This window comes from Amycolatopsis sp. TRM77291, assembly GCF_054166285.1.
The window spans coordinates 2,286,649-2,312,310 of sequence record NZ_JBSZHF010000001.1; the positions used below are offsets into that span (position 1 = coordinate 2,286,649).

Genomic DNA, 25,662 nt, shown 5'->3' on the forward strand with positions numbered 1-25,662 from the left:
ACATCGCCTACAGTTTTGTAAACCCAGCCAATGGAGGAGGGTGCGATGAGCGAGATGACGGGCACGATCCCGGCGGGCTCGACCGAACGGTGGACGGACCGCAAGCGGTACCTCTGGCTGATCGGATTGGTGGTCCCCTCGCTCGCCTTCCTGGCCATCGGGCTGTACGCGGCCACCGGCTGGGGCGTGTGGTTCTGGATCGGGCCGATCGTGATCCTGGTGATCGTGCCGCTGATCGACCTGCTCGCCGGGCTGGACCGCAGTAATCCGCCCGACGACGTGATCGAACGGCTGGAGAAGGATCGCTACTACCGGTGGATCACCTTCGCCTTCCTGCCCATCCAGTACGCGGGTTTCGTGCTCGCGTTCTGGCTGATCGCCCGCGGCGACCTGTCCGTCGCGGACAAGATCGGGCTGGCGATCTCGATCGGCTGCATCGGTGGTATCGGCATCAACACCGCGCACGAACTGGGGCACAAGAAGGAGAGCCACGAACGCTGGCTGTCGAAGATCGCGCTGGCGCAGAGTTTCTACGGCCACTTCTACATCGAGCACAACCGCGGCCACCACGTCCGGGTGGCGACCCCGGAGGATCCGGCCAGCAGCCGGGTGGGGGAGAGCTTCTACCGGTTCTGGCCGCGCACGGTGTTCGGCTCGCTGAAATCCGCGTGGGGCCTGGAGCGCAAACGGTACGCCCGGCGCGACCGGCATCCGTTCCGCATCGGCAACGACGTGCTCAACGCGTGGCTGATGTCGGCGGTGCTGTGGGCGGCGATGACCGTGTGGCTGGGGCCGGGGATCCTGCCGTATCTGGTGATCCAGGCCGTGATCGGCTTCTCGCTGCTGGAGGTCGTCAACTACATGGAGCACTACGGCATGCGGCGGCAGAAGGTCGGCCCGCCGAACCGGCGCCGCTACGAACGGGTGGACCCCAGCCACAGCTGGAACTCCAACAACATCGCCACCAACGTGCTGCTCTACCACCTGCAGCGGCACAGCGATCACCACGCCAACCCGACCCGCCGCTACCAGACGCTGCGTGATTTCGCGGAATCGCCGGTGCTGCCGACGGGCTACGCCGGGATGATCGTGCTGGCGCTGTTCCCGCCGGTGTGGCGGCGCGTGATGGACCCGCGCGTCCTCGCGCATTTCGACGGCGACATGTCCCTCGCGAACATCCAGCCCTCGAAACGGGCAAAGATCCTGGCGCGCTACGGAACACGCGTCACCGCGCCCTCCCGGGTCGTCGCCGACACCCACGGCGACGCGACCGAAGGCGGGATGTGCCCGGGCTGCGGGTACGTCTACGACGAGAAACTCGGCGACCCGCGCGAGGGTTTCCCCGCCGGAACGCCGTGGTCGGCGATCCCGGATTCGTGGTGCTGCCCGGACTGCGGCGTGCGGGAGAAGGTCGATTTCGTGGCACCGGGGAGGGTCGGAGCATGATGAGGATCGAGGCGGACCGCGCGAAATGCGACGGGCTGGGTATGTGCGAGGCGATGGCGCCCGATTTCTTCGAGGTGGGCGAAGACGGGACGGTCGTCGTGCTCGACGAGCGGCCCGGTGAGGAACACCGCCAGGACCTGTCGGCCGCCGTCGACGCCTGCCCGGTCCTCGCCTTGAGGCTGCGGGACTGACCGTGGCACTCGTCGTCGTGGGAGCGTCGCTGGCCGGACTGCGCGCGGTCGAGGCCGCGCGCCGGGACGGGTACCGGGGGCGGATCGTGCTGATCGGCGCGGAGGACCGCCCGCCCTACGACCGGCTCCCGCTGTCGAAATCCTTCCTGGACATGGAAGGCCCCGAGCGGGTCGACCCCTTCCACACCGAAGCCGCGCTGCGCGACGAGTTCGGCGTCGAACTGTTGCTCGGCGCGCCGGCGGACGGGCTCGACACCGCCACCCGCGAGCTGTCGGTCGGCGGGAGGACGGTTTCCTACGACGCGCTGGTGATCGCGACCGGCGCCACCGCGCGGCGGCTCCCCGGAAGCGACGGGATCGCGGGGGTCCACACACTGCGGACCGCCGAGGACGCGCTCGCCGTCCGTGCCGCGCTCGACGACGGCGCGCGCACGGTCGTGATCGGGGCGGGTTTCATCGGCTCGGAAGTCGCCGCCGCGGCCCGGAAACGCGGGCTGCCGGCGACGATCGTGGAGGCGCTCGACGTCCCGCTGACCAGGTCTGTCGGAGCCGAGGCCGGCGCGGTGTGCGCTTCGCTGCATCGGGAGGCGGGCACCGAACTGAGGTTGTCCACGACGGTCACCGGCCTGGAATCCGGCGGCGGTGCGGTGACCGGTGTCCGGCTTTCGACCGGTGAGGTGCTGCCCGCGGATCTCGTGGTCGCCGGCATCGGCGTCGTCCCGGCCACCGGCTGGCTGGCGGGGAGCGGAGTCCCGCTCCACGAGCGCGACGGTGGCGTGGTGTGCGACGCGACGCTTTGGACCGGAATCCCCGGTGTGTACGCCGCCGGGGACGTCGCGCATGCCTCGAACCCGTTGTTCGACGGCGAGCTGATGCGGCTGGAGCACTGGACGAACGCCGCGGAGCAGGGTGCCGCGGCCGCTCGGCACGCGCTCGCCCCGGAGTCGGCCCGCGACCTGGCGCCGGTGCCGTACTTCTGGTCGGACTGGTACGACCACCGGATCCAATTCGTCGGCACCCCGCGGGCGGACGAGGTGGTGGCCGCCGTCCCGGAGGCCGGCGGTTTCACCGCGCTGTACCGGCGCGGGGACCGGGTCGTCGGGGCGCTGACGATCGACCGGCCGCGCGAGATCATGAAGTACCGCCGCCATATCGCGGGGCGGGCGCCGTGGCCGGAGGCGCTGGCGTTCGCGGCGGGGACGGCCGCCTAGAATGACGATCATGAGTGAGGCACCGGTCACGGGAGGTCCGTACCGTCAACCGATCGTCTCGGCGGCGATCGAGTTGACCGTGCGTTCCGGCTGGTCCTCGGTGACGATGAGCAAACTCGCGGAGATCGTCGGCGTCAGCCGCCAGACCGTCTACAACGAACTCGGTTCGAAGAGCCGGCTGGCCGAAGCGATGATCTCGCACGAACTCGCCCGGTTCCTCTCCGTGGTCCGGGAAGCGTTCGAACGGCACCCCGAAGACCTCGTCGAGGCGATCCACGACGCTGTCCGCGGCGTCCTCGAACTCGCCGACGACAACCTCCTGCTGCGCGCCATCGTCTCGGCGACGCACGGTGCCGACACCGAATTGCTGCCGCTGCTGACGTCGCGGGCCGGGAGCCTGCTGAGCGAAGCGACGGTCATGCTGCGCGGTCGTGTCCGCGCCTACGGCCCGCCGCTGGACGCTTCGCAGCTGGATGTGGCGATCGACGTCGTGGTGCGGACCGTGCTGAGCCACATCATGCAGCCGTCGGACACCCCGGCGCGCACGGCCGACGCGCTGGCGTGGATGGCTTCGCGAGTGCTCGGCGCGACGACGGCTCGGTCACTGCGGCATCCTCCGCAGGATTAAGGCCGCGGGTCGGACACCGCGGCCACACCTGCTGTCCCTTGTGGACCTGGCGGCCACGACGCGGAAACTGTCGGACCCGTGTGCGAGGCTCCACCGATGATCGTCGTGTTCGATGCCGAGCTCTGGGTCTGGGACGCCCGCCGCGGGGAGACCTGGACCTTTGTCAGCCTGCCCCAGGACGTCTCCGAGGAGATCCGCGAGATCACCGACGGCCCGCGCCGGGGGTTCGGCGCGGTCCGGGTCCAGGCCGGTATCGGTGGCAGCAAATGGAAGACGTCGATCTTCCCGGACGCCAAACGAGGCGCGTACGTGCTGCCGGTGAAGAAAGCCGTTCGTAAAGCCGAGGGGATCGAGGAGGGTGATGTAGCGAAGGTGACCGTCGAGCTGATCGACCTCTGACCGTCAGAGCAGGCGTTCGCCGAGCGGTGTCGTGAGATAGAGAACGCTGCGGCCGGAGCGTTCCCGTGCGACCAGGCCGCTGTCCCGCAGGACCTTGAGGTGCTGGGAAACGGCGCTCGGTGTCACGCCGAGCGCCCGGGCCAGATCGGTCGTGGTCGCGGGGGAGGACAGCGCCGAGAGGAGGCCCGCCCGCGTCCGCCCCAGCAGCCGGACCGTGGCGGACCCGGGCGACCGGGTTCCGGCGGTCCACAGGGTGCCGGTTCCCCTCGCCGGATAGCGGATCGTGGTCTGGGTCGAGGTGTTCTCCTTGACCAGGACATACGGCGACCCGAGGACGACCGGCATCAGCACGAGACCGCCCGGCCCGCGGGCGACCACACGATGCTGATCGCGCCACCGCTCGCCGGCCAGGATCACCCGGTCGTTGTGCCAGCGCAGATCCGGATGCAGGTCCGCGAACAACCGCTCGGCACCGCCCGCGGTCAGCGCACGGGCGTGGTACCCGACATCGGCGTCCAGCACCGCCCGGATCCGTGGCCAATGCGGGGCGACAAGGCGGTCGTGGGCGGCGCGCAGTTCCTCGGCGACCTCGCGCAATACGGACGCGGGGTCGTCGGCGAGGGCGGCGACGGCACGCGGAAGGTTCACGCCGAAGACCCGGCCGAGGCTCGCCCTCACCCGGTCCGCAGGGGTTCGCCGCAACGCGTCGAGGTCGTTTTCGAGGGAATCCCCCGAGTCTCGCGGGGCGGGGACGAGGAACTCCGGCCAGCCGAGCCTGCCGGTCACGAGCAACGGCCAGGTCCGCGAAAGGCCGAGTGGCTCGCGATCGAGTTCTTCGCGCGCCCACCGAAGCCAGGGCAGGTTGACCGCCTTCCGGTCGATCCCGGCGAGCTGCTGCACGCCGGCCACGGTCTCGGACAGTGGCGAGATCGCGAACCGGGTCGCGGCCAGTTCGGCGACACCGACTTCGATGGTCATCGGCATCGCCCGAGTATGTAGGCAGGAGCTAAATGGTGTCTCCGGAACGCCGGACCCGGCCACGATCCGATCATGCGCAACCTGCCCCGCGCCTACCGACGACTGTGGTGGGCCACCGGAATCGACAGTCTCGGGAACGGCGTCTTCACGGCGGCACTGCCGTTGCTGGCGGTGACGGTGAGCCGCGATGCGCGGGATATCGCCCTGGTCTCCGCCGCGACGTACCTGCCGTGGCTTCTGCTGTCCCTCACCGCCGGCTCCGTCGTCGACAGGGTCGACCGGGCCACCCTCATGTGGCGAACGCAGACGCTCCAAGCCCTGATCGTCGGCGTGCTCACCGCGCTCGTCGCGGCCGAGGCCGTCACCGTGCCGGTGCTCGTCGTACTCGCGTTCGCGCTGGGGTCGTGCGACGTCTTCTACGACAACGCGGCGCAGACGGCACTCCCGGACCTCGTCCCGGAAAGCCTGCTGCACCAGGCGAACGGCTGTCAGCAGGTGGCGCTGGTCGTCGGCAGGCAGTTCGTGGGCCCGCCCCTGGGGAGCCTGCTCTTCGCGTTCGCTTGGACGCTCCCGTTCGCCGTCGACGCCGCGTCCTTCGTCTTCGCCGCCTTGCTTCTGGCCGGGTTGCCCAAGCGACGACCTGCGCCCTCGGAACGAGTGAACGTTCTCGACGGACTTCGCTGGCTGAGCGAACACCGCTTGCTGCGCACTCTCGCTTTGCTGCTGGGCGTCAACACGTTCTGCGGTCAGTTCGGGAACGCGACTCTCGTCCTGTTCGTGACCGACGTGCTGCATCTCGGCGCGGGAGTGTTCGGTCTGCTGCTCGCCGGTGCGGCGTTCGGCGGCATCGTGGGCGGACTGGTGATCACGCGGCTGGCCGCCCGGCTCGGTGACCTCCGCGCCCTCCTCGTCTCGCTCGCCGTGAACGCCGCCGTCTTCGTCGGGATGGGGTTCAGCCCGAACATCGCCGTGCTCGGCGGGCTCCTGGCGGTGAGCGGTTTCGTGACGACGATCTGGAACGTCGTCACGGTCAGCGTCCGGCAGCGAGACGTCCCCGCGTCGCTGCTCGGCCGCGTCAACAGCGTCTACCGGCTGCTCGGCTGGGGACTGATGCCGCTCGGCGCGTTGACCGGGGGACTGCTCGCGCACAGGTTCGGGCTCCGCGTCCCGTACCCGGTCGCCGGTGTCGTACGGGGCCTCGCGCTCCTGGCCGCGCTTCCGGTGCTGATTCCGGCGATGCGGGACCGGCCTACTCCTCGGTGAGCTCGGCCAGTTGCTCCGCGGCGTCCCGGTTGCCGCGTTCCGCCAGTCGACGCAGTTCGTCCAGCGCGCCGAGTTCGGTCGCCGTTTCGATCAGCTGGTCCGCCGCGTCGCTGCTGCCGGCGTCGGCCAGCCGCCGCAGTTCGTCCAGGTCGCCACGTTCCCCGGCGTCCTGGATCCGCTCGTCGATGGAGTCCTGATCAGTGCTCATGTCACCTCGACACCTCGTCGCGCCGGCGATCGCCGCGTTCATTCCCGGCCGGACTTCGCCAGCTTCGACGGCCACCAGATCTTCCGTCCGACGTCCACCGCCAGAGCCGGTACCAGCAGCGAGCGCACCAGTAGCGTATCGAGAAGGACGCCGAACGCGACGATGAACGCCAGCTGGGCCAGGAAGAGGATCGGCAGGACGGCCAGTGCGGCGAAGGTCGCGGCGAGTACGACTCCCGCCGAGGTGATCACGCCACCCGTGACGCGGAGACCGCGCAGCGTCCCGTCCCGCATGCCGATCCTGCCCGCCTCCTCGCGGACCCTGGTCATCAGGAAGATGTTGTAGTCGATCCCCAGTGCGACAAGGAAGACGAAGCCGAACAGCGGGACGACCGGATCGGCGCCGGGGAAGTCGAAGACGTGGTTGAACACCAGCGCCGAGACGCCCATCGTCGCGGCGAAGGACAGCACCACGGTGCCGATCAGCAGCAGCGGCGCGAGCAGCGACCGCAGCAGGAGCGCGAGCACGAGGAAGATCACGACCAGGACGATCGGGATGATCAGCAACCGGTCGTGCTCGGAGGTCTCCCTCGTGTCGAGCAGCGTGGCGGTGGGGCCGCCGACCTTGGTGCCGTCGACGGTGTGCACGGCTTCGCGGATCCGCTGAACGGTCGCGACCGCCGCGTCGGAGTCCGGGGGATCCGCGAGGACCGCGTCGATCTTCGCGAGCCCGCCCGCTTCGCCGGTTTGGCGGATGTCCGAAACACCGGGGACACGCGCCAGCGCGGTGACCCCCGGGGCCTGGCCGGCGGGGGTGATGATCACCGTGGGCGAACCGGAGCCGCCGGGGAAGTAGCGCGAGAGGACTTCCTGCCCCGCGACGGAATCGACCGGCGTGAGGAAGACGTCGGACTGCGCGGTACCGGAGGCCTTGAGCTGGGGGAGGAACGCACCGCCCGCGAGCAGGACGACCGTGGTGACGATCCAGATCGTGCGCGGCGCGCGGGCGACCCAGCCCGACACGCGGCTCCAGAGTCCTCCGTTCTCCTCGCGAGGCGGAGACACCACCGGGCGGAAAGGCCAGAAAGCGTTGCGGCCGCACAAGGCCAGGACCGCGGGAAGGAACGTGATGGTCGTGAGGAAGGCGGCGCCGATGCCGATGGCGGCGACGGGGCCGAGTCCCTTGTTCGAATTCAGATCGCTGAACAGCAGGCAGAGCACGCCGAGGATCACGGTCCCGGCCGACGCCGCGATCGGTTCGATGGTCGAGCGCCAGGCCGTGCGGAGGGCGAGGCGCGCGTCGTCGGTCGTCCGGAGTTCCTCGCGATACCGCGAGACCATCAGGAGCGCGTAGTCGGTGGCGGCGCCGAAGACGAGGATGAACAGGATGCCCTGGCTCTGCCCGTTCAGCGCCAGGACGTCGTGGTCTGCGAGCAGGTACACCGCGAGACTCGCCGTTCCCAGCGCGAACACCGCCGACAGCAGCACGAGCAGGGGGAGCAGCGGGCTCCGGTAGACGACGATCAGGATGACCGCGACCACCGCGCCCGCGACCAGGAGCAGCAGGCCGTCGATCCCGCCGAACGCCTCCTTCAGGTCGGCGACCTGCGCGGCCGGGCCGGTCACGAGCACCTTCAACCCGTCCGGGGTGTCACGGGCGAGCGCTTCTCGCAGCGCCTCGACACCGTCCCCAGGGTCACCCGTGGCGTCGAGGAGCACGACGACCTGCGCGCCCGCGTCGCTCTGCGGAGCAGGGAAGAGCCGGGCATTCGACGTCCGGTCGGCGAGGAACCGCTTGTCGCCCTCGGTCAGGCCGGAGGGCCGTTCGGCGACGACGATCGCCGGGATGACGGCGGCGCTGGAGAACTGCTTCTGGAGTTCGCCGACCTCGGTGGCTTCGGCGGACGCCGGCAGGAAACTGCTGCTGTCGTTCTCGGTGACCTGGCTCAGCTTGCCCGCGTACGGGCCGCTGAACCCGCCGAAGATCAGCCACGCGACCGCGATCAGGGCGGGGAGCAGCCAGCGCAGACGTGACCGCGTGCGGGCGGGGCGTTCGACTTCCGAGATCATGGACGGATGGCTCCCGTGGCAGTGCTACTTCGACGAGTGAATAGTTCGACCATCGAAATAGTAGAGTGGTCGCCCGGACGGGGCAGCGTGAGGGGAGGTTCCGGACATGCCTGAGGACACGGAGCCCGTCACGGACGACTTGCTCGTTCTCCTGCTGCGGCAGCTGACGGTCGAGTCGGACCGGTTCGCGGAGATGTTCGGCGAGGCACACGGCCTGCACCGGACCGACCTCAACGCGCTCGCCGTGATCATGGACGCCGCCCGCATGGGGGACCCGATGAGCCCGAGCAGGCTCGCGAGCGCCTTGCACCTGAGCGCGTCGGCGACGACGGCGGTGCTGGACCGGTTGGAGCGGGCAGGGCACCTCTTCCGGGACCGGAGCGCGACCGACCGGCGCAAGGTCGAACTGCGGATGCACGAGAAGGCGCGGGAGATCGGCTCCGAGTTCTTCCAGCCGCTCGGGCGGAGCTACGCCGAAGCGTGGCGGGACATGGGCGAGGACGAGCGGCGGACGGTCGCCCGGTTCCTCCGGAGCAGTATCGCCGCGACCGTCGAAGTGCGCGGTCGCCTGGCACCGTGAACACTCGGGGGCATGCGATGTGTGGTGCTGGGAGCGACGGGCTATGTCGGCGGACGGCTGGTACCGCAACTGCTGGACGCGGGTCACGAGGTGCGCGTGGTGGCGCGCTCGCCGGAGAAGGTCGCCGAGGAGCCGTGGCGTGACCGCGTCGAGGTCGCACGCGGCGACGTCACCGATCCGGCCTCCATCGAGACGGCGCTGAGCGACTGCGAGGTCGTCTACTATCTCGTGCATTCGTTGGCGCGCAAGGACTTCGTCGACGTCGACCGGGAAGGGGCGCGGGCGGTCGCCGAGGCGGCCAAGGCGGCGGGCGCGCGTCGGCTGGTGTACCTGGGCGGCATCGTGCCGGACGACGAGGAGCTGTCGCCGCACCTGGCGTCGCGCGCCGAAGTGGGCCGGGTCCTGCTGGATTCCGGAGTGCCCGCAATCGTCCTGCAGGCCGCGGTGATCATCGGCTCGGGTTCGGCGAGCTTCGAGATGCTGCGCTACCTGACCGAGCGGCTCCCGGCGATGGTGACCCCGCGCTGGGTGCGCAACCGCATCCAGCCGATCGCGATCCGGGACGTGCTGCACTATCTCGTGCACGCGGCCGATCTCCCGGCCGAGGTGAACGGCGCCTTCGACATCGGCGGGCCGGACGTGCTGACCTATTTGGACATGATGCGCCGGTACGCCGTCGTCGCCGGTCTGCCGAGGCGAGCCGTCGTACCGGTCCCGGTGCTCACTCCATGGTTGTCCGCGCAATGGGTGAACCTGGTCACTCCCGTGCCGAAGTCGATCGCCGTACCGCTGATCGAATCGCTGGTGCACGAGGTGGTCTGTCACGACCACTCGATCGCCGAGCACATCCCCGACCCCGATGCCGGGCTGACGCACTACGAGCACGCCGTCGAACTGGCGCTGACCCGGGTCCGCAACGCCGACGTGCCCACCCGCTGGTCGGACGCGTCGAGCGCCGCGGCGCCTTCGGACCCGCTGCCGAGTGATCCGGAGTGGGCGGGCGGAACGGTGTACGAGGACGATCGGGCACAGCGGACCGACGCCTCGCCGGAGGCGCTGTGGGATGTCATCGAGTCCATCGGCGGGGAGCACGGGTGGTACTCGTTCCCGCTGGCCTGGTCGGTCCGCGGGTGGGCCGACCGGCTCGTCGGCGGCGTCGGATTGCGGCGCGGACGGCGGGATCCGCGGCGGCTGCACCTCGGCGAGGCGCTGGACTGGTGGCGCGTCGAATACCTCGACCGGCCGCGCCTGTTGCGGCTCCGGGCCGAGATGAAACTGCCGGGGCGCGCCTGGCTCGAACTCGGTGTCGAGTCCGATGAGGACGGTCGGACCGTGTACCGGCAACGGGCGGTGTTCGAGCCGCACGGGCTGGCCGGGCACGCGTACTGGAAGGGGATCGCGCCGTTCCACGGTGTCGTCTTCGGTGGCATGGTCCGCAACATCACCGGTGCGGCGCAAGGAGAAGCCTCGTGAGTGGCAGGGACGGTTAGAACCGTCCTCACCACTCACGAGGCCCACGGCCTACAGAGCCGGGTAGGCGTTCCTCAGCAACTCCTGGAACTGGGCGGAGAACCAGTGCCCGGAGAGCGGCGCCTCGGGCAGCGCGCCGGACATGTTGTACTGGTTTCGCGGGTTGCCGGTGTACGTCGGGTCGCACATCCGGTCGAAACCCTTGCCCTCGGTATTCGGGATCTCCTTGCTGGCACCGTCGGATTCACCCGGCGGCTTGATCCAGACGTAGGCGTCGATCCCGGGTTCCGGCGCGGTCTTGGGGCGCTCGCCGAGTCCCGCGCCCGCCTGGTTGCACCAGTTCCCGAGATGGATGCGGCGATCCGTCTTGCTCCCGTTCACGTAGGCGTCGACCGTGGTGGACGGCCCGGGGCCGGTCGGCCGTGCGGCGCCGCCCCAGCCGTTGCGGGAGGTGTCGATGAGCATGCCGACGTCCGCCGGGAAACCCGCCCGGATCGCCTCCTGCCGGAACGCCTGCGCGTAGGACAGTTCGTCGACGTAGCGGTTCCAGTCCACCCACTTCGACGTCCGCACCGAAGTGCCGCCGACGCTGTCGTTCACGGTGAAGTACGGCTCCTTGAGCGCCCCGTAGTTCGCGGTGTTCGCGATGAAGCCGTGCACATTGGCCAGTGTGCTGCCGGAACTTTTCGCGGCCTGCGCGAACAGCGCGGCGGACGGGCCGAGGTTGTCGTCCCAGCCGAGCCAGCCGTGGTGCCCGGCGTCGATGTAGTTGTACACGTTGGGGATCGCGCCGAACTTCGCCAGCGCGTAGCCGACACCGGTGACGTAATTCCCGTTGGCCTTCATGACGTCGCATTGGGGCGTGGCCGTCGGCCGCGGTGTCACGTTGGTGACGAGGTTCGGCAGGGAGTCGATCTCGATCACGGTCACCACCCGCAACGCCGCGTACTTCGGATCGGCGAGGATCGTTGCTATCGGGTCGATGTACTCGGCCTGGTAGCGCGGGAGTTCGTCCGCCTTCAGCTCGCCGTTCGACGCGAGCGCGGAGCAGTCACGGCCGGGCAGGTTGTAGATCACCAGCTGGACGACCAGCGGTTTCCCGGCGGCCTGCTGGAGCGCCTCGTCGAGATGGCCGCGCAGCCCGCGGCTCGTGGCCGTGCCCTCGATGGCGGCGATCCGGTCGAGCCAGACGCCGGTCGGCTGGTTCGCGATCCGGGCGCCGCCCGGTTCGGCCGCGGCTTTCGCCGACCAATCCGGGTTCACGTACACGCCGGCGCCGGCGTAGGGGTTGTCCGCCTTGGGGCCGCCGGGACCGGGGGTCGTCGTGGTCGTGGTCGGGGTGGTGGTCGTGGGGACGGTGGAACCGGTGCAGGTGGTGCCGTTCAAGGTGAACACGGCGGGTTTGGCGTTGGTGCCGGAGTAGGTGCCGTTGAAGCCGGGGGAGACGGTGGCGCCGGTGCCGAGCGAGCCGTTCCAGCCCGCGTCCCGGACGGTCACCCGTGCGCCCTGCTGGCCGAAGCTGCCGTTCCAGCCCTGCTGCACCTGCTGGTTCCCGGGGAAGTCCCAGCTCAGCGTCCAGCCGCCGCTGATCGGATCGCCGAGGTTGGTGACGGTGACGGTGGCCCCGAAACCGGTGTCCCATTGGTTGGTGATCGTGTAGTCGACCTTGCAGCCCGGCGCCGCTTCGGCGTTCGAGCCCAGCACCACCGGCACCGCCACCATCGCGAGTACCGCGCAGACGGCCGATGGTGCCGAAACACCCTTTCTGCGGAATCTCATACGTCGCCTCCTTGCGACCGGAATCCGATTTGTGGGAGCGCTCCCATTGAGGACCGTAAAGGGGCGGCCGGGCCGTGACAAGGCCGAGCGATCCGAAATGTGGGATCGCTCCCGGAATACGACCAAAGGACTGAGCCGACCGACGGAGGACTCGTCCTGACGGCGGCGAAGCCTTCACCCGGACAGCGGGCGGGCGGTGACCGAATGTGGCCGGGCCGTATGGGATCGTGAGCGGATGAGGATCTTGCTCGTGGAGGACGAGCGACGGCTGGCCGAGTCGCTGCGCGCGGGGCTGAGTGCCGAGGGCTATGCCGTGGACGTCGCGCACAACGGCCGCGACGCGCTTTGGTACGCGGCCGAACATCCGTATTCCGCGATGATCCTCGACATCATGCTGCCGGGGCTGAACGGCTACCGCGTATGCCGGAGGCTGCGCGAACGGGGCGACACCACCCCGATCCTCATGCTGACCGCGAAGGACGGCGAGGACGACGAGATCGAGGCGCTGGACACCGGCGCCGACGACTTCCTCCCGAAGCCGTTCTCCTACGGCGTCCTGCTCTCCCGGCTCCGGGCGCTGATCCGGCGCGGGGGAGCGACCCGGCCGGGAACGCTGCGGCTCGGCGATCTCGAACTCGATCAGGCGAGCCGCGTCTGCCGTCGCGGCACGGCCGAGATCCCGTTGACCACCAAGGAGTTCGCTCTGCTGGCGTATCTGATGAAACGGCAGGGTGAGGTGGTCACCAAGGCCGAACTGCTGGAGAACCTCTGGGATTTCGCCGCGTCGGCGACCGCGAATCTCGTCGAGGTCCACGTGAGCGCGCTGCGGCGCAAGATCGACCTGCCGTTCGGGGTGGAGACGATCCGCACGGTGCGCGGCGCCGGCTATCACGTGGTGGGCTCAGGTGCGTGAGTTCCTGCGGACGACCCGCTTCCGGGTCGCGCTGACGTCGTTCGTGACGTCGCTCGTCGCGCTCGGCGTCGTTTCGGCCTGGCTCGTGCTCGACGCCGAGAACCGGCTGGGGGCCGGGGCCGCGCAGCTGGCGAGGGCGCGCGCGGCGGCGATCGTGCAGCTGCTGAACACCGGTGCCGCACCGGCCGATCTGCTCCTGCTCGTCCGGGATTCGGCCTACGAGGTGGTCGACCAATCCGGCCGGCGCGTCGTCGGGTGCCCGGGCCTGCGGCACGGCCTGCTGGTCCAGGCGGACGATTATCAGCGCGGTGATTCCGTGTCGGTTCTCGAGGCGGGCGCGGTCGACGAGTCGATGGCGGGCTCCGTCGGCTGCCGGGGAGTGCTCGGACGTGATGTCGAGACCACCGAGACACGCGTGCACGTCGCGGCCGAGACGAGCGGTGACAGCAAGTACCGGATCTACGGCGCCGCCGTGGTCGACGAGTCCGGGCAGGCGGCGCTCGACGCGGTGCGCGTGACGCTGCTGGTGGGTGTCCCCGTGATCGCGCTGCTGATCGGGGCGGTCGCGTGGCTCGCCGTACGCCGTTCGCTGAGGCCGGTCGAGGCGATCCGCTCGGAGGTCGCGGAGATCGGCGCGCACGACCTCTCACGCCGGGTCCCGGCCCCGGACAGCGCCGACGAGATCGCGAAGCTCGCCGAAACGATGAACACGATGCTCGCCCGCCTGGACACGGCGGTCACCCGGCAGAGCCGCTTCACCTCGGACGCGTCGCACGAACTGCGCACTCCGCTCGCCTCCTTGCGGACCCAGCTGGAGGTGTTGCTCGCGCATCCGGACCGGCTGGACTGGCGTGACGCCTGCCGCAACGCGCTGCTCGACATCACCCGGCTGCAGGATCTCGTCGGGGATCTCGTGCTGCTCGGCAAGCTGGACAACGCGGAACCGGAACGGACCACGCCGGTGCGACTGTCCGAAGTGGTCGAATCCTGTCTCTCCGGCCGGCGGCGTGTCGTGGCAGAGATCGACGAGGATCCGCTGGTCCTCGGTGACCGTGGCAGGCTGGAGCGGTTGCTGCGCAACCTGGTGGACAACGCGCAACGCCATACCCGCACCGGTGTCGAAGTGCGAGTGTCCACTATGGACGAATTCGCCGTGGTCGCGGTGACCGACGACGGGCCGGGCATTCCCGCCGCGGAACGCGAGCGGGTGTTCGATCGCTTCGTGCGTCTCGACGACGGACGTGCGCGCGACGACGGTGGCGCGGGTCTGGGGCTGGCGATCGTCGCCGAGATCGCCCATGCGCACGGCGGCACCGTCGAGGTCGCCGACCACGATGGCGGCGCCCGGCTCGTCGTCCGTCTGCCATTGGCGAAACCGCGAAGCTGAAGACGTCTTCAGCTTCCTTAAGCTTCGGTTCAGCGTCCGCGCACGAATCTTCGGGGCATGTTCGTTCCCGCACGCCGCTCGTGGTGGCGCCCCCTCGGCCACGCCGACTACCTGGCCTCGTCGTGGTTCCCCGGTCTCACCGGCGTACGCGCGCTCGCCGCCGTGGCCGTCGTGTTCTTCCACTACGGAGGGCCGGTCGTCGACCGCCTCCAAGGTTGGATCGCCGTGCAACTGTTCTTCGTGCTGTCCGGCTTCCTCATCACGACGCTGGCCCAGCGCGAGGAAGACCGTGACGGCCGGATCTCGCTGCGCGGGTTCTACCTTCGCCGGGTCTTGCGGATCATGCCGGTGTACTTCCTGCTCCTGGCGCTGACCACGGTCGCGGTCCTGCTCGGCGGGACTTACCAGAGCAGCAGGCTCGCCGACGCCATGCCGTACTACCTCGTCTTCGGCAACGAACTCGTCGACTTCAACACGCCCTATCCGACGTCGTGGTCGCTGGGCGTGGAGGAGAAGTTCTACCTGGTCTGGCCCGCGCTGCTGGTGCTGACTTCGTTCGCGCGAAGCGGGAAGACGGCGCTGCGCCTGCTGCTGGGCACCTCGGCCGTCCTGGGTGTCGTGCTGTACGCGCTGCCGCTGGCGCCCTCGCACACGTGGGCGAGCCTTTCGGTGCATTACTGCTCGCTGGTCATCGGCTGCCTGCTGGCGATGACGCTCCACCATCCGCGCGGGTTCGCCCTCGTCCGGCCGCTGACCAGCCCGGCCGTCGCCACGGCGATCGGCTGCGGGTTCGTCGTGCTGCAGTTCTCCGTCGGCCCGCTGGCGAAGGCGCTCGGCGGGCACTGGCAATCCGTGGTGCCGGTCTACGCGGCGGGCTCGGCACTGTTGCTCGTGGCCGTCGTGTCGCCGGGCCCGGTCCGGACGCTGCTCTCTAGCAGGCCGCTGACCTTCGTCGGAGACCGTTCGTACGCGCTCTACCTCGCGCAGACCGGCGCGGCCGGGGTCACGGGCTGGCTGCTGCCCAGCGGGCTCGCCAAGGCCGCCGCGACCACCGGTGTCGCGTTGGTGTTCGCCTGCGCGCTGCGCCGCTGGGTCGAACAGCCCGCCATCGCCTACGGCCGGAAGGTGATCGGACGACGCGCGCCCGCCGTACCTCCGGCGGAGGTGACGGCGGGCGCGAGGCGAACGTCAGTGGTGCGCGGCCACCGCGCCGGTGCCGGCGCTCTTCTTGACGAAGAGCGACCCGACGAACGCGGCGAGACCGACGCAACCGGCGACCATGAACGTCGTGCGGATACCGCCCGCGTCGGGGCTGACCGCCCCGGCCGTGGTCGTGCTGGCCGTGGCCACCGCGATGAACATGGCGGTGCCGAGCGCGCCGGCGAGCTGCTGAAGGGTGGCGAGGATCGCGCTGCCGTGTGAATAGAGGTGTTCGGGCAGCGAACCGAGGGACTCGGTCATCAGCGGCGTCATCATGAGGCCGAGCCCGCTCATCAGCAGGACGTGGATGGCGATGACCGCGATGAGCGGCGATCCCGCGCCGAGCAGGGCGAACAGCCACAGCGAGATCGCCATCGCGGCCGCGCCGGGGATGACCAAGGGCCGCGGGCCGAAGCGGTCGTACAGCGCGCCGACCGGGCGGCCGAGCAGGCCGAGGACCAGGCCGCCGGGCAGCACCGCGAGCCCGCTGACGAACGTGGTGGTGTGCAGGACGGTCTGCAGGTACAGCGGGAGCAGGATCGCCGCGGCGCCGAGCAGGCACATGAACAGCAGGGCCGTCAGCACCAGGGAGACGACGAAACTGCGGTGGGTGAACGGACGCAGGTCCAGCAGCGCGCGGTCTTCCTTCTGGAGGCGCAACTGGCGCCAGGTGAACACCAGGAGCGCCACGACACCGACGGCGATCGGGGCCCACGGCGGCACGGGCTGATGCCCGCCGGCGGATTCGCCGGACACCGACAGGCCGTACAGCACGCCGCCGAAACCGAGCGCGGACAGGACCACCGACAGCACGTCGAGCGGCACCTTGCGGGTGTCGCTGTCCAGCCGCAGCTGCATCATGCCGACCACCAGGGCGGCGAGCGAGAGCGGCAGCACGATCCAGAACATCCAGCGCCAGCCGAGCGAGGAGAGCACGGCGCCGCCGATGGTCGGGCCGATCGCCGGGGCGACCGCGATGACGATGGTGATCGTGCCCATCGTGGCGCCGCGCTTCTCGACCGGGACCAGGCGCATCACCGTGGTCATCAGCAGCGGCAGCATCACCGCCGTCCCGCAGGCCTGGATCACGCGGCCGGTCAGTAGCAGGGCGAAGCCCGGGGCGAGCGCGCTGACCAGGGTGCCGGTGCTGAACAGGGTGAGCGAGGCGAGGAACACCTGGCGCGGGGTGAACCGCTCGAGCAGGAACCCGGTGGTCGGGATGACGACCGCCATGGTGAGCAGGAAGCCACTCGTCAGCCACTGGACGGTGGTGGTCGGGACCTGGAGGTCGACGGTCAGGTCTCGCAGCGCGACGCTCAGGATGGTCTCGTTGAGGATCATCACGAACGCGGAAAGGACCAGGACCCCGATCAGGAGCCCGGCTTTCGCCGGTGCCCTTTGCTGGTCGTGGGCGGTTTCGGGCAGGGTCTCGGTCATCGGTGAAGGGCTCCTGGAAGGGCGCGGGTCCGCGTTGGCCGCCTTCGGCGCCGGCAACGGTGACAGCGAAGGCGAGGCTGAGTCTTTCGTTCAGTCTGCCTGTGCCGGTCGGTGTGTGTCACGTGAATTTCCGTAGTGAGTACGGTCACTGCGCTTTCGGGCAGCGCGGACCGCACGCGAGCGGAACGGATTTCCGGTGGCGACACGATAAAATCGTGAGGTGACCAGAGCGATCACGGCGGATCGGTGGCATTCGGTGCGACGAGCCTATCGGGTGACGGGCGCTCGATTCGCCGAACTGGTCGCCCGCGTTCCGGATCCGGACGCGATGGTCACCGCGGACTGGACGGTGGCCGAAACCGTCGCCCACGTCGCGATGATCGCGAAGATGTACACCTCCCTGGTGCGGCCGGAAAGCGCGTCGATTTTGGACGCCCGCGGGCAGAACCAGGTGGAGAAGACCACTGTGGACACGGTTTCCGTGCTGAACACCTTGGTGTTGCGCGATTTTCCCGAACGCGACACCAAGGTGCTCGTCGACGGATTGCTCGCGGACATCGAGGAAGTACTGCGCGTGACCGAGGACGCGGACCCCGGCACCCCGCTGGACTGGCTCGGCGGCTCGAAGGTGCCGCTGGCCGGCGTCCTCGCGCACCTCGTCGACGAACTGCAGATCCACGGCTGGGACATCGCCAAGGCGCTGAAGCTGCCGTGGACGATCGACCCGGCCGACGCGGCGTTGTTCTTCGATCTGTTCCTGGTGGGTGTGCTGAACCACGACGCCGGGCACCTTCTCGACACCGAAGAACCACCGCGGGATCGGCGGATCGCCGTGGCGTTCCGGTCGGCGTACACGTCCCCGGTCGTGCTGGTGCTGCAGCGGGGACGGGTGACGGTCGAGGAGCCCGGCGGGCCGGTCGACGTGCGGATCTCGTTCGACCCGCCGACGCTGAACCTGATGCTGTTCCACCGGGTCGGCAAGGTGCGTTCCGCGCTGACGCGCAAGATCGTCGTCAGCGGTCCGCGACCGTGGCTGTTGCCCGCCTTCCTGCGGGTCGTGCGTTTGCCGTAGGGCTTCGGGTTTCGTGAGTGTTCTGGGTACCCGCCGCCGGTGCGCGGGTGGCGGTTTCGCGTGACTGGCCGGTGCTGGACCCCGTCAACCGTCGACGGGCGCGTCGAACCGCCGTCGAGAGTCTTCGATGTGGCCGAGGAACCGATGGGTCCAGTCGCACATCCCGTCGACCGTCGCGCGCAGGCCGTGCCCCGCCTCGGTGAGGGTGTAGTCGACTCGCGGTGGCACCGTCGGGTGCACCGTCCGCCCGACCAGGCCGTTGCGCTCCAGCATGCGCAGGTTCTGGGTGAGCATCTTGTGGCTGATGCCCTCGATGTCGTTCCGCAGTTCGGTGAACCGCCGCGTGTCGTCACCGATCGTCTCGATGATCAGGAGCGCCCACTTGTTGGCGACGTCGGAGAAGATCTCCCGCGCCAGCGAGTCCGCCCGCATCACATCGGCGTCGTCCGAGCCGTTGAGCTGCTTGGTCACCATGAGGTTCCCCAGTCACGAAAAAGTGCGTTCTTCCAGGTCGTCGCACACTCTCCTACAGTTCCTGGGTAACCACAAGTGACCACGAACGAGGAGTACGGATGAGCATCACCCTGGTGAACCCCGCGGGACTGCCGGAGATCCCCGCCTACCGGCAGGTTTCGATCGCGACCGGGTCGAAGCTGGTCTTCGTCGCGGGGCAGGTCTCCTGGGACGCCGACGGCGCCCTCGTCGGCGAGGGCGACCTCGCCGCGCAGGTCGAACAGTGCTACCTCAACATCGGCACCGCGCTCGCCGAGGCCGGCGCCACCTTCGACGACGTGGCGAAGATGACCGTCTACGTCGTCGACTGGACGCCGGACAAACTCGCGCAGTTCCTCGAAGGCGTGGACCGGGCGGCCGCCAAGCTGGGCGGCACCCCGGTCCCGCCGGGAACGCTGATCGGGGTCGCGGCCCTCGACGTGCCCGAGCACCTCGTCGAGGTCGAGGCGACCGCGGTCGTCGACTGAGCGTTCACCGGCCGCGCGCGGCGCGCCAGACCGGGCTGTCGACGTAGTGGTTGTCGTACTGCTTCGACGACGCCGCGATCTCCGCCGGGTCGGCTTCGCCGCGCGCGACCCGGTCGAGGAGCCGGTAGTAGTCGAAACGGGCCATGCCCGGCGTGAAGGTGACCAGGACGTCGGCGTCCGATCCGGCGGCGGGGCCGAACGCGTGCGGCACCTTGGGCGGCACGGCGAGGAAGTCGCCCTTCTCCAGCGTGTGCAGGGTTTCCTCGACGAGGACCTGGAGTTTTCCTTCGAGCACGAAGAAGAACTCGGTCGCCCGGGTGTGGAAGTGGGCCGGGGTGCCGAAGACACCGTCCTTCAGGGTCGCGCGGTTCGCGGTGAAGCCCCCGTCGGTGGTGTCCGAGTCGGCCAGCAGCGTGATCTCGCTGCCCGGGGCGTCGCTGACGATCTCGGCGTCGGCGGCTCGGAGCAGGATGGGGTCGAACATGGCGCGTCTCCTTGGTCCTTCGTGATCTGACAGGACCACTCTCTCCGGGCATCAGGCCTTGATCAACGCGGAAGGCCGCACTGATCGATAATCCTCGGGTTATCGATCAGTGGTCAGGCGGCGAAGACCTGCGAGTCGTCGGCGAAAGCCTTGAACTCCAGGGCGTTGCCCGCGGGGTCCAGAAGGAACATCGTCCACTGTTCCCCGGTCTGGCCCTCGAAGCGGACGTAGGGCTCGATGACGAACGAGGTGTCCGCCGCGCGCAGCCGGTCCGCGAGTTTCCGGAACTCGGGCACGGTGAGGATCAATCCGAAGTGGGGCACGGGAACGTCGTGCCCGTCCACGGGGTTGTGGATCCGCCGCGGCCGCTCCGGGGCGAGGTGCGTGACGAACTGGTGGCCGTGGAGGTTCCAGTCGATCCACGTGTCGGAGCTGCGGCCCTGTTCGAGGCCGAGGACCTCGCCGTAGAAGCTGCGTGCGGCGGCGAGGTCGTCGACGGGCATGGCGAGGTGGAAGCGGGGGATGGGGGAGTCGAGGACGGTCATATCCGGGGCATCCTTTCCAGCGGGACAGTGGTTGTCGCAATGTTAACATTAGGACAAGAGGGGTGTCGCTAGGATCGGGCGTTCCGGTGGGAAGGATGAGGATGAGCGAACCCGGCAGGGTGGTGCCGGCACGTCGTCGCGGGCTGGCGGACGAGGTCGCCGACAGGGTCAGGGACGCCATCTTCGGCGGCGCCTATCCGCCTGGCGCCCAGCTTCGCGAGGTCGAGCTTTCGGAGGCGCTCGGTGTCAGCCGCGGCCCGGTGCGCGAAGCGCTGCTGAAACTGGAGCGCGAGGGCCTGGTCCGTAGCGAATGGCACCGCGGCGCGACCGTCACGACCCTGTCCGATGTGGACGTCGCGGAACTGGACAGCCTGCGGTCGGCGCTGGAACAGCTGGCCGTCCGGCTCGTGGTCGCGAACGCGCCGGAGGCGGGCCTGGCCGTGATCGACGAGGTCGTCGACCGGATGGACCGGGCGCGTGACGAGCACGAGATGGTCCGCTGTGACATCGACTTCCACGACGCGGTCTACGCGGCGTCCGGTCATCGGCGGCTCATCGAGGCTTGGCAGGCGATCCGGTCGCAGGTGCACCTGTTCCTGCTGACCCGGATCGGCGTGAGCTCCGACGGCTACCTCGCGAGCATCCCGGCCGAGCATCGCCGGCTGGCGGCCGCTCTTCGTGCCCGTGACGGCGAGAAGGCGCTCGAACTCTTCGCCGTCCATCGCGGCGAAGCCTTCGCCGTTCTGACCGGGGAGTGAACGAGCCGGACGAATTGGCGTTCAAGGTCTTGACGGCAAGGTTGGCCAAGGCTTAACTCAAGCCCTGAAATAAGACGTGTCCCGGGTCACAGGTCCGGACGCGGCTTGGCCACTCACCCCGAGGACCATCGATGCGAATCGGAAAGATCGCTCCCGCGCTCGTCCTGGCGCTGGCGGCCGCCGCCACGACGGCGTGCGGCGGCGGCGACACGTCGTCCAGTGCCCCCAAGGAGCTCGTGTACTGGGCGTCCAACCAGGGCACCAGTCTCGACAACGACAAGGCCGTCCTGCAGCCCGAACTCGACAAGTTCGAGAAGGCCTCCGGGATCAAGGTCAAGCTCGAGGTCGTCCCGTGGACGGATCTGCTCAACCGGATCCTCGCGGCCACCACCTCCGGCAAGGGGCCGGACGTGCTCAACATCGGCAACACGTGGTCCGCCTCGTTGCAGGCGACCGGGGCGTTCCTGCCGTTCGACGACGCCGCGCTGGAGAAGGTCGGCGGCAAATCGCGCTTCCTCGGCCCGTCGCTGGCGGCCACCGGGGCGAGCGGGCAGCCGCCGGTCGGCGTACCGCTCTACGGCCAGGCGTACGGCCTGTACTACAACAAGAAACTCTTCGCGGAGGCCGGCATCACCAAGCCGCCCGCCACCTGGGAGGAGCTCGTCGAGGACGGCAAGAAGCTCACCAAACCCGACAAGGGCCAGTGGGGGCTGTCGCTCCAGGCCGGTCAGGTCACCGAGAACAGCCACCACGCGGCGATCCTCGGCGCGCAGCACGGTGCGCAGTTCTTCACGCCCGAGGGTAAACCGCAGCTGGCTTCGGATCCGTCGGTCGCGGCCGTGCAGCAGTTCGTCGACCTGATGCAGAAGGACAAGATCGTCGATCCGGCCAACGCCGAGTACGCGGACACCGCCAAATCCCTCAAGGACCTGTCGGACGGCAAGGCCGCGATGTTCATGAACCAGGCCTCCGCGGGGTCGTTCAAGAACATCGGGATGGACATGGCGAACCTCGGCGTCGCGCCGATCCCGCTGCCCGCCGCCGCGCCGCCGAACGGCCGGAAGGTCACCAGCTTCGTCGCGGGTATCAACATGGCGGTCTTCAAGAACACCAAGAATCCCGACGCCGCACTGGACTTCGTGAAGTTCATGGTCTCGGCGCCGGAGCAGGCGCTGCTCAACAAGACCTACGGCTCGCTGCCGACCGTCCAGGACGCGTACAGCGACGCCGCGTTCCAGACCGAAGACGTCAAGGTCTTCCAGAACGTGCTCGCGAACTCGGCGGAGCCGATGCCGCAGGTTCCGCAGGAGTCGCAGTTCGAGACCCTGATCGGCACCGCGATGAAGGCGATGTTCGCCGACGTCGCCGCGGGCAAGCCGGTCGACGGAGCCAAGATCCGTGACCAGCTGAACCAGGCGGACCAGCAGATCGCGGCCGGTAGTTGATGCCGACCGCTCTCGACGACGCCCCGGCCGTGAAGGCGGCCGGGGCGCCCCGGCCGCGGCGTGTCCGGCGCAAACGGCGGATGGTCGCGCTGCCGTATCTGCTCCTGCTGCCCGCGATCCTGCTCGAACTGCTCGTCCACCTGATCCCGATGATCGCCGGGCTCGTGATGAGCTTCTTCAAGCTGACGCAGTTCTACATCCGCGACTTCTCGTCCGCCCCGGCCGCGGGCCTGGACAACTACGAGTTCGTCCTGGACTTCGACTCGGCGGCGGGCAAGTCGCTGCTCGGCTCGTTCTGGATCACCGTCCTCTACACCGTGCTCTCGGTCGGGTTCTGCTGGCTCTTCGGCACCTCGGCCGCCGTGCTGATGCAGAAGAACTTCCGGGGACGCGGCCTGCTCCGGACCCTGTTCCTGGTGCCGTACGCGCTGCCGATGTACGCCGCGGTGATCACCTGGTCGTTCATGTTCCAGAAGGACACCGGCCTGGTGAACGACCTGCTGGGCACTGACTCCTTCTGGCTCATCGGGGACAACAGCTTCTGGTCGCTGGTGGTGGTCTCGGTCTGGCGGAACTGGCCGTTCGCGTTCCTGATCGTGATGGCCGGGCTGCAGAACATCCCCGGCGAACTGTACGAAGCGGCGGCCATCGACGGCGCGGGCTGGTGGCGCCAGTTCCAGGCGATCACCCAGCCGATGCTGCGGCCGGTCAACCAGGTGCTGCTGCTGGTGCTGTTCCTGTGGACCTTCAACGATTTCAACACGCCGTATGTCCTTTTCGGAGCGTCCGCGCCGAAGGAGGCGTCGCTGATCTCGATCCACATCTACCAGAGTTCCTTCGTGACCTGGAACTTCGGCCTCGGCTCGGCGATGTCGGTGCTGTTGCTGCTGTTCCTGCTCATCGTCAGCACCGTCTACTTGGGACTTACCGCGCGGAGGAGGAACGCCGTTGTCTGAGCCCCGCTGGGTCCCGTGGGCCCGCCGATTCGTCCTCGGCTTCCTCGCCCTGTTCACGCTGGTGCCGTTGTACGCGATGGTTTCCTCGTCGCTGAAGCCGCTCGGGGACGTGCAGGGCGCCTGGGAATGGGTGCCGACGACGCTGACCATCCAGCCGTTCTTCGACATCTGGGAGACCATCCCGCTCGCCGAATACTTCGTGAACAGCCTGGTCATCTCCGGCTCGGCCGCGATCCTCTCGGTGGTGATCGCGATCTTCGCGGCCTACGCCTTGAGCCGCTTCCGGTTCCGGGGCAAGAACTTCTTCAAGGTGACCGTGCTGTCCACGCAGATGTTCCCCGGCATCCTGTTCCTGCTGCCGCTGTTCCTCATCTTCGTCAACATCGGCAACACCACCGGCATCGTCCTGTACGGCTCGCGGCTCGGGCTGATCATCACCTACCTGACCTTCTCGCTGCCGTTCGCGATCTGGATGCTCGCCGGCTACATCGACTCGATCCCCAAGGAACTCGACGAGGCCGCGATGGTCGACGGCACCGGGCCGCTCGGCGCACTGGTCAGGGTGGTCATCCCCGCGGCCATGCCGGGCATCGTCGCGGTGGGGATCTACTCGTTCATGACGGCCTGGGGCGAGGTGCTGTTCGCGTCGGTGATGAGCGATTCGGGCACGCGGACCCTCGCGGTCGGTCTCCAGGAGTACTCCACCCAGGTCCAGGTGTACTGGAACCAGGTCATGGCCGCGTCCCTGATCGTCTCCGTCCCGGTCGTCGCCGGATTCCTGCTGCTCCAGCGTTATCTCGTCGCCGGGCTCACCGCCGGTGCCGTGAAATGACCCGCCCGTCGCTCCGTACAGAGAGGTCCGCCTTGAATCTGCACCTGCCCGCCGATTTCCTGTGGGGTGCGGCCACCGCCGCGTACCAGGTCGAAGGTGCCGTCGACGCCGACGGCCGCCTCCCGTCCATCTGGGACGACTTCGTCCGGGTCCCGGGTGCCGTCCTCAACGGCGACACCGCCGACGTCGCGTGTGATCACTACCGGCGCTGGCCGGAGGATCTCGCCATCATGAAGAAGCTTGGGCTCGACGCCTACCGTTTCTCGGTCGCGTGGCCGCGGGTGATCCCGACCGGTCGCGGCGCGGTCAACGCGGCGGGTCTCGAATTCTACGACCGGCTGGTCGACGCGCTGCTCGAAGCCGGGATCCGGCCGTTCGCCACGCTGTTCCACTGGGACCTGCCTTCCGCGCTGGAAGGCGGCTGGCCCGAGCGTGACACGGCCTATGCCTACGCCGACTACGCCGCCGCCGTGGCGGCTCGGCTGGGTGACCGCGTGAAGGACTGGAACACGGTCAACGAACCGCTGTGCTCGGCCTGGCTCGGTTACCTCGAAGGGCGTTTCGCCCCCGGCGTCAAGGAACTCAAGCAGGCCGTCCACGCGTCGCACCATCTCCTGCTCGCGCACGGCCTCGGGGTACAGGCGATCACCGCGAACGCCGTCCAACCCGCGAACATCGGCCTCGTGGTCAATCTCAGCGGGATCGAGCCGGCGTCGGACTCCACCGCGGACGTCGAGGCGGCGGCCAGGATGGACGGGCACGTCAACCGCTGGTGGCTCGACCCGTCGAACGGCCGCGGCTACCCCGCGGACATGATCGAGGTCTACGGCGTCGAACCACCCGTGGTCGGTGACGACCTGGAGGTGATCTCGGCGCCGGTCGGCTTCCACGGGCTGAACTACTACTTCCGGCAGATCGTCGAGGACGACCCGGAGGGGCCGGCCCCGCGTGCCCGGCAGGTGCCGGTCGAAGGCGCCGCCACCACCGCGATGGGCTGGGAGATCCACGGACAGGGGCTGGCGGACCTGATCCACCGGCTGGCCAACGAGTATGGGGCCCGCGCCATCTACGTCACCGAGAGCGGGGCCGCCTTCGACGACAAGGTCGCCGAGGACGGATCGATCCACGACGCGGACCGCATCGCCTACCTGGAGGAACATCTGGGCGCGGTGGCGGGGGCCGCCGAAGCGGGGGCTCCGGTGAAGGGCTACTTCGCCTGGTCGCTGCTCGACAACTTCGAATGGGACAGCGGGCTGAGCAAGCGGTTCGGGCTCGTGCGGGTCGACTACGACACGCAGGTCCGCACGGTCAAGGCGAGCGGCCACCGGTACGCGGAGATCATCGCCGAGCACCGGAACCGCTGACCCGGCTTGTTCGCCGGCTGGGAACAGCAAGCAGGCTCGTGAGTGGTGGGGGGGGGGGGGGGCGGCC

The 25,662-nt window shown here is 69.1% G+C and carries 25 protein-coding genes and 1 pseudogene; 18 read left to right on the forward strand and 8 right to left on the reverse strand.

Annotation, left to right across the window (positions count from 1 at the left end; genetic code table 11):
* Positions 1-45: 45 nt before the first annotated feature.
* The 5 genes from ACXIZN_RS10745 (at position 46) to ACXIZN_RS10765 (ending at position 3,875) form a co-directional block, all read left to right on the forward strand.
* Entirely contained in the window at positions 46-1,446 is a 1,401-nt protein-coding gene (locus tag ACXIZN_RS10745; protein WP_457954023.1) for a fatty acid desaturase, read from the forward strand.
* On the forward strand, positions 1,443-1,637 hold the full coding sequence (locus ACXIZN_RS10750; RefSeq protein ID WP_457954025.1) for a ferredoxin: 195 nt from the start codon (positions 1,443-1,445) through the stop codon (positions 1,635-1,637). The genes ACXIZN_RS10745 and ACXIZN_RS10750 overlap by 4 nt, the downstream gene beginning before the upstream one ends.
* A 2-nt stretch (positions 1,638-1,639) precedes the next feature.
* The gene (locus ACXIZN_RS10755; protein ID WP_457954026.1) at positions 1,640-2,848 is read left to right on the forward strand and encodes an NAD(P)/FAD-dependent oxidoreductase; all 1,209 of its coding nucleotides are present in this window, start codon (positions 1,640-1,642) and stop codon (positions 2,846-2,848) included.
* Between the two features lies 1 nt (position 2,849).
* Positions 2,850-3,476: a TetR family transcriptional regulator gene (locus tag ACXIZN_RS10760; protein ID WP_457954028.1), complete on the forward strand. Its 627-nt coding sequence runs from the start codon at positions 2,850-2,852 to the stop codon at positions 3,474-3,476.
* A 96-nt stretch (positions 3,477-3,572) separates the two neighbouring features.
* A complete protein-coding gene (locus ACXIZN_RS10765) occupies positions 3,573-3,875 on the forward strand; it encodes a DUF1905 domain-containing protein (protein ID WP_457954029.1) in 303 nt (100 codons plus the stop codon).
* Between the two features lie 3 nt (positions 3,876-3,878).
* Here the strand turns inward: ACXIZN_RS10765 and ACXIZN_RS10770 are convergent, their stop codons facing one another.
* Positions 3,879-4,859 (reverse strand): ArsR/SmtB family transcription factor, encoded by a 981-nt coding sequence (locus tag ACXIZN_RS10770; RefSeq protein ID WP_457954030.1) that lies wholly within the window; start codon positions 4,857-4,859, stop codon positions 3,879-3,881.
* Between the two features lie 66 nt (positions 4,860-4,925).
* On the opposite strand from ACXIZN_RS10770, the gene ACXIZN_RS10775 reads away from it, so the two are divergent.
* Positions 4,926-6,116, forward strand: coding sequence for an MFS transporter (locus ACXIZN_RS10775; RefSeq protein WP_457954032.1), 1,191 nt, complete (start codon positions 4,926-4,928; stop codon positions 6,114-6,116).
* Here the strand turns inward: ACXIZN_RS10775 and ACXIZN_RS10780 are convergent.
* The gene (locus ACXIZN_RS10780; RefSeq protein WP_457954034.1) at positions 6,103-6,324 is read right to left on the reverse strand and encodes a hypothetical protein; all 222 of its coding nucleotides are present in this window, start codon (positions 6,322-6,324) and stop codon (positions 6,103-6,105) included. The two genes, ACXIZN_RS10775 and ACXIZN_RS10780, sit on opposite strands and share 14 nt — an antisense overlap.
* Positions 6,325-6,362: 38 nt before the next feature.
* On the reverse strand, positions 6,363-8,393 hold the full coding sequence (locus ACXIZN_RS10785) for an MMPL family transporter (protein WP_457954036.1): 2,031 nt from the start codon (positions 8,391-8,393) through the stop codon (positions 6,363-6,365).
* Between the two features lie 106 nt (positions 8,394-8,499).
* Here ACXIZN_RS10785 and ACXIZN_RS10790 point away from each other — a divergent pair, with 106 nt between their 5' ends.
* Positions 8,500-8,973, forward strand: coding sequence for a MarR family winged helix-turn-helix transcriptional regulator (locus ACXIZN_RS10790; RefSeq protein ID WP_457954037.1), 474 nt, complete (start codon positions 8,500-8,502; stop codon positions 8,971-8,973).
* 12 nt (positions 8,974-8,985) lie between these two features.
* The gene (locus ACXIZN_RS10795) at positions 8,986-10,446 is read left to right on the forward strand and encodes an SDR family oxidoreductase (protein ID WP_457954038.1); all 1,461 of its coding nucleotides are present in this window, start codon (positions 8,986-8,988) and stop codon (positions 10,444-10,446) included.
* A 48-nt stretch (positions 10,447-10,494) separates the two neighbouring features.
* Here the strand turns inward: ACXIZN_RS10795 and ACXIZN_RS10800 are convergent, their stop codons facing one another.
* Complete coding sequence (locus ACXIZN_RS10800; RefSeq protein WP_457954039.1) at positions 10,495-12,222, reverse strand: glycoside hydrolase family 6 protein; 1,728 nt, start codon at positions 12,220-12,222, stop codon at positions 10,495-10,497.
* A 235-nt stretch (positions 12,223-12,457) separates the two neighbouring features.
* Between ACXIZN_RS10800 and ACXIZN_RS10805 the strand changes: the two genes are divergently transcribed.
* The 3 genes and pseudogenes from ACXIZN_RS10805 to ACXIZN_RS10815 form a co-directional block, all read left to right on the forward strand.
* Positions 12,458-13,135, forward strand: coding sequence for a response regulator transcription factor (locus tag ACXIZN_RS10805; RefSeq protein WP_457954040.1), 678 nt, complete (start codon positions 12,458-12,460; stop codon positions 13,133-13,135).
* Positions 13,128-14,522 carry a sensor histidine kinase gene (locus ACXIZN_RS10810; protein ID WP_457954042.1) on the forward strand — a complete coding sequence of 465 codons (1,395 nt, stop codon included), beginning with the start codon at positions 13,128-13,130 and terminating at the stop codon, positions 14,520-14,522. Before ACXIZN_RS10805 ends, ACXIZN_RS10810 begins: the two co-directional genes overlap by 8 nt.
* A 57-nt stretch (positions 14,523-14,579) precedes the next feature.
* Positions 14,580-15,593, forward strand: a pseudogene (locus ACXIZN_RS10815) (acyltransferase family protein); the annotation flags it as partial.
* Between the two features lie 117 nt (positions 15,594-15,710).
* Here the strand turns inward: ACXIZN_RS10815 and ACXIZN_RS10820 are convergent.
* Positions 15,711-17,159: a DHA2 family efflux MFS transporter permease subunit gene (locus ACXIZN_RS10820; protein ID WP_457954044.1), complete on the reverse strand. Its 1,449-nt coding sequence runs from the start codon at positions 17,157-17,159 to the stop codon at positions 15,711-15,713.
* 220 nt (positions 17,160-17,379) lie between these two features.
* Here ACXIZN_RS10820 and ACXIZN_RS10825 point away from each other — a divergent pair, with 220 nt between their 5' ends.
* Positions 17,380-18,231, forward strand: a complete 852-nt coding sequence (locus ACXIZN_RS10825; protein ID WP_457954046.1) for a maleylpyruvate isomerase N-terminal domain-containing protein — start codon at positions 17,380-17,382, stop codon at positions 18,229-18,231.
* 84 nt (positions 18,232-18,315) lie between these two features.
* Here ACXIZN_RS10825 and ACXIZN_RS10830 read toward each other — a convergent pair whose 3' ends face one another.
* Positions 18,316-18,705 carry a winged helix-turn-helix transcriptional regulator gene (locus ACXIZN_RS10830; protein ID WP_457954047.1) on the reverse strand — a complete coding sequence of 130 codons (390 nt, stop codon included), beginning with the start codon at positions 18,703-18,705 and terminating at the stop codon, positions 18,316-18,318.
* Positions 18,706-18,803: 98 nt separating this feature from the next.
* Between ACXIZN_RS10830 and ACXIZN_RS10835 the strand changes: the two genes are divergently transcribed.
* The gene (locus ACXIZN_RS10835) at positions 18,804-19,211 is read left to right on the forward strand and encodes a RidA family protein (protein ID WP_457954048.1); all 408 of its coding nucleotides are present in this window, start codon (positions 18,804-18,806) and stop codon (positions 19,209-19,211) included.
* 4 nt (positions 19,212-19,215) lie between these two features.
* Here ACXIZN_RS10835 and ACXIZN_RS10840 read toward each other — a convergent pair whose 3' ends face one another.
* Positions 19,216-19,695, reverse strand: coding sequence for a cupin domain-containing protein (locus ACXIZN_RS10840; protein WP_457954049.1), 480 nt, complete (start codon positions 19,693-19,695; stop codon positions 19,216-19,218).
* Between the two features lie 113 nt (positions 19,696-19,808).
* Entirely contained in the window at positions 19,809-20,240 is a 432-nt protein-coding gene (locus ACXIZN_RS10845; protein WP_457954050.1) for a VOC family protein, read from the reverse strand.
* A 101-nt stretch (positions 20,241-20,341) separates the two neighbouring features.
* Here ACXIZN_RS10845 and ACXIZN_RS10850 point away from each other — a divergent pair, with 101 nt between their 5' ends.
* The 5 genes from ACXIZN_RS10850 (at position 20,342) to ACXIZN_RS10870 (ending at position 25,595) form a co-directional block, all read left to right on the forward strand.
* Positions 20,342-20,998: a GntR family transcriptional regulator gene (locus tag ACXIZN_RS10850; RefSeq protein WP_457954052.1), complete on the forward strand. Its 657-nt coding sequence runs from the start codon at positions 20,342-20,344 to the stop codon at positions 20,996-20,998.
* Between the two features lie 131 nt (positions 20,999-21,129).
* Positions 21,130-22,443, forward strand: a complete 1,314-nt coding sequence (locus ACXIZN_RS10855; RefSeq protein ID WP_457954053.1) for an ABC transporter substrate-binding protein — start codon at positions 21,130-21,132, stop codon at positions 22,441-22,443.
* Positions 22,443-23,399 (forward strand): carbohydrate ABC transporter permease, encoded by a 957-nt coding sequence (locus ACXIZN_RS10860; RefSeq protein WP_457954054.1) that lies wholly within the window; start codon positions 22,443-22,445, stop codon positions 23,397-23,399. Before ACXIZN_RS10855 ends, ACXIZN_RS10860 begins: the two co-directional genes overlap by 1 nt.
* A complete protein-coding gene (locus tag ACXIZN_RS10865; protein WP_457954055.1) occupies positions 23,392-24,231 on the forward strand; it encodes a carbohydrate ABC transporter permease in 840 nt (279 codons plus the stop codon). The genes ACXIZN_RS10860 and ACXIZN_RS10865 overlap by 8 nt, the downstream gene beginning before the upstream one ends.
* A 32-nt stretch (positions 24,232-24,263) precedes the next feature.
* Complete coding sequence (locus tag ACXIZN_RS10870; protein WP_457954057.1) at positions 24,264-25,595, forward strand: GH1 family beta-glucosidase; 1,332 nt, start codon at positions 24,264-24,266, stop codon at positions 25,593-25,595.
* The last annotated feature ends 67 nt before the right edge of the window (positions 25,596-25,662 follow it).

What these genes read in the sequence shown, in the direction of transcription:
- ACXIZN_RS10770 (WP_457954030.1), bottom strand. Translation starts at nt 4,859, where the DNA reads ATGCCGATGACCATCGAAGTCGGTGTCGCCGAACTGGCCGCGACCCGG.
- ACXIZN_RS10745 (WP_457954023.1), top strand. Translation starts at nt 46, where the DNA reads ATGAGCGAGATGACGGGCACGATCCCGGCGGGCTCGACCGAACGGTGG.
- ACXIZN_RS10830 (WP_457954047.1), bottom strand. Translation starts at nt 18,705, where the DNA reads ATGGTGACCAAGCAGCTCAACGGCTCGGACGACGCCGATGTGATGCGG.
- ACXIZN_RS10765 (WP_457954029.1), top strand. Translation starts at nt 3,573, where the DNA reads ATGATCGTCGTGTTCGATGCCGAGCTCTGGGTCTGGGACGCCCGCCGC.
- ACXIZN_RS10750 (WP_457954025.1), top strand. Translation starts at nt 1,443, where the DNA reads ATGATGAGGATCGAGGCGGACCGCGCGAAATGCGACGGGCTGGGTATG.
- ACXIZN_RS10860 (WP_457954054.1), top strand. Translation starts at nt 22,443, where the DNA reads ATGCCGACCGCTCTCGACGACGCCCCGGCCGTGAAGGCGGCCGGGGCG.
- ACXIZN_RS10805 (WP_457954040.1), top strand. Translation starts at nt 12,458, where the DNA reads ATGAGGATCTTGCTCGTGGAGGACGAGCGACGGCTGGCCGAGTCGCTG.
- ACXIZN_RS10800 (WP_457954039.1), bottom strand. Translation starts at nt 12,222, where the DNA reads ATGAGATTCCGCAGAAAGGGTGTTTCGGCACCATCGGCCGTCTGCGCG.
- ACXIZN_RS10820 (WP_457954044.1), bottom strand. Translation starts at nt 17,159, where the DNA reads ATGACCGAGACCCTGCCCGAAACCGCCCACGACCAGCAAAGGGCACCG.
- ACXIZN_RS10840 (WP_457954049.1), bottom strand. Translation starts at nt 19,695, where the DNA reads ATGTTCGACCCCATCCTGCTCCGAGCCGCCGACGCCGAGATCGTCAGC.
- ACXIZN_RS10780 (WP_457954034.1), bottom strand. Translation starts at nt 6,324, where the DNA reads ATGAGCACTGATCAGGACTCCATCGACGAGCGGATCCAGGACGCCGGG.
- ACXIZN_RS10775 (WP_457954032.1), top strand. Translation starts at nt 4,926, where the DNA reads ATGCGCAACCTGCCCCGCGCCTACCGACGACTGTGGTGGGCCACCGGA.
- ACXIZN_RS10785 (WP_457954036.1), bottom strand. Translation starts at nt 8,393, where the DNA reads ATGATCTCGGAAGTCGAACGCCCCGCCCGCACGCGGTCACGTCTGCGC.
- ACXIZN_RS10845 (WP_457954050.1), bottom strand. Translation starts at nt 20,240, where the DNA reads ATGACCGTCCTCGACTCCCCCATCCCCCGCTTCCACCTCGCCATGCCC.
- ACXIZN_RS10760 (WP_457954028.1), top strand. Translation starts at nt 2,850, where the DNA reads ATGACGATCATGAGTGAGGCACCGGTCACGGGAGGTCCGTACCGTCAA.
- ACXIZN_RS10790 (WP_457954037.1), top strand. Translation starts at nt 8,500, where the DNA reads ATGCCTGAGGACACGGAGCCCGTCACGGACGACTTGCTCGTTCTCCTG.
- ACXIZN_RS10795 (WP_457954038.1), top strand. Translation starts at nt 8,986, where the DNA reads ATGCGATGTGTGGTGCTGGGAGCGACGGGCTATGTCGGCGGACGGCTG.
- ACXIZN_RS10855 (WP_457954053.1), top strand. Translation starts at nt 21,130, where the DNA reads ATGCGAATCGGAAAGATCGCTCCCGCGCTCGTCCTGGCGCTGGCGGCC.
- ACXIZN_RS10835 (WP_457954048.1), top strand. Translation starts at nt 18,804, where the DNA reads ATGAGCATCACCCTGGTGAACCCCGCGGGACTGCCGGAGATCCCCGCC.
- ACXIZN_RS10850 (WP_457954052.1), top strand. Translation starts at nt 20,342, where the DNA reads ATGAGCGAACCCGGCAGGGTGGTGCCGGCACGTCGTCGCGGGCTGGCG.